This window comes from Promicromonospora kroppenstedtii DSM 19349, from assembly GCF_000515355.1.
Lineage (GTDB): Bacteria > Actinomycetota > Actinomycetes > Actinomycetales > Cellulomonadaceae > Promicromonospora > Promicromonospora kroppenstedtii.
Map to the genome: position 1 here is coordinate 1 of NZ_KI911684.1, position 1311 is coordinate 1311.

General features: G+C 76.4%; 1 pseudogene. It reads right to left on the reverse strand.

Features of this window, described 5'->3' with window-relative positions:
• Window positions 1–1247, reverse strand: a pseudogene (locus PROKR_RS14540) (ABC transporter); the annotation flags it as partial.
• Between the last annotated feature and the right edge of the window lie 64 nt (window positions 1248–1311).

Here is a 1311-nt window from a genome sequence, read left to right on the forward strand (position 1 = left end):
AGGCCGGGACCGCCTGCCTCCGCGGACCCGAGCGCGTCGAGCTGGGCGGTGTAGCGGGCCGCCTGCCCGTCCATGACCGCCTGGATGCGGGCGCGCAGCCGGTCACGGGCCTGCACGGCCAGCCGCCGCACGGCGTCCTCCCCGAACACGGCCTCCAGCAGGCGCTGGGCCAGCACGGCCGAACCGCCCGCGATGCCGACCTCGATGCCGGTGAGCCCACCCGTCGAGGCGAACACGAAGATCATCAGCGCCACGCCCAGGCCGTTGACCCCGAAGGACAGCGCGCGGGCCCGGCCGCGCTTGGACTCGCCCTGCTCGCGCACGAGCCCCAGGACGTCGCCCTGCCAGCCGCGGATCTGCTCGCCCACCTCGGCGCGCAGCGCCGCCGGCGTCCGCGACAGCTCCAGGCCCTCCAGCAGCGCGGCGCCCGCGGCGTCGCCGCGCCAGCCCTGATAGGACCGCTCGGCGGCCTCCTCGGCGGCGTCGAGCACCACGGACTCCAGCCCGTGGGCGATCGCCTTCTCGACCTGGGGCGCCTCCTTCGGCTTGCCACGGAAGAACGTGCCCACCGCGTCCCGGAACCGGCCGATGCCCTCCTCCACGGCGCGGAAGAACTCGCCCGTGCCCACGAAGTCCTGCCAGCGGGCCAGCACCTCCCCGCGCAGCAGCGCCCCGTCCGACGTCGCCGCGGCCACGTGCGCCACGGCGTCCGCGTAGGCCCGGTCCACGACGTGCCGCAGCCGTACGTCGGCAGCCTCCTGCTCGTCCGCCGCGTCGGCCAGCTCGCCCGCCCGGAGCACCAAGGAGTCGACCACGCCGTCGCGGGTCGCGGCGATCACACGACGGCGCGCGTCGGCGTCGCCGCCCAGCCCGGTGAGCCAGCGGGAGACGTCGCCGACGTCGTCCTCGGGCAGCATCCCCTCGGCCAGCTCGCCCTCGGCGATGACGAACAGCGGGCTGTCGGGCAGGCCGTGCTCGACCATCATGTCGCGCAGGTCGTCGGCAGTGGCCTCGGCGCCCGGGTCCACCCGGTCCAGCACCATCGCGACCTGCGCCTTGCGGGCCGCGGCCTGGTTCAGCAGGTCCCAGGGGACGGCGTCGGCGTAGCGGGCGGACGTCGTCACGAACAGCCAGAGGTCGGCCGCCCCGAGGAGCTGCGCGGCGAGCTCACGGTTGGCGGTGTCGACCGAGTCGATGTCCGGCGCGTCCAGCAGGGCCAGGCCCCGGGGCAGGGCGTCGCTCGGCACGAGGCGCAGGGTGCGGGAGGGCTCGGCCGGCGCGGAGCCGTTCGACGCCGCGGTCCCCGACGCC